This is a genomic window from Lactiplantibacillus sp. B652 (genome assembly GCF_023806745.1).
GTDB classification, from domain to species: domain Bacteria; phylum Bacillota; class Bacilli; order Lactobacillales; family Lactobacillaceae; genus Lactiplantibacillus; species Lactiplantibacillus pentosus.
Genome location: NZ_JAMSKY010000115.1, coordinates 1 through 235, shown reverse-complemented (window position 1 = coordinate 235; position 235 = coordinate 1). Strand labels below are relative to the sequence as shown.

General features: G+C 46.8%; 1 protein-coding gene. It reads left to right on the top strand.

The window, feature by feature from the left end:
* Window positions 1-235: transposase (locus MZO40_RS17235; RefSeq protein WP_252133500.1), on the top strand; the 235-nt coding region annotated here is incomplete at both ends.

The following is a 235-nucleotide window of genomic DNA, read 5'->3' as shown; positions in this document are numbered from 1 at the left end:
ATGGCCGATGGTGGTTATACTGGTAACAACTTTGCTCAATCAGTTCAGGCAATGATTAACGCTGAAGTCATTATTGCTAAACAGAGTGACCTTAGGCACGGTCAAGTGACCCCGCAATGCTGGGTTATCGAACGCAGTTTTAGCTGGCTAGGAAAATATCGGCGCCTCTGGCGCAATTGTGAGCGAAAGCTGAACACCAGTAAGATGATGATTAGCTTAGCCTTCCTGCGAATAC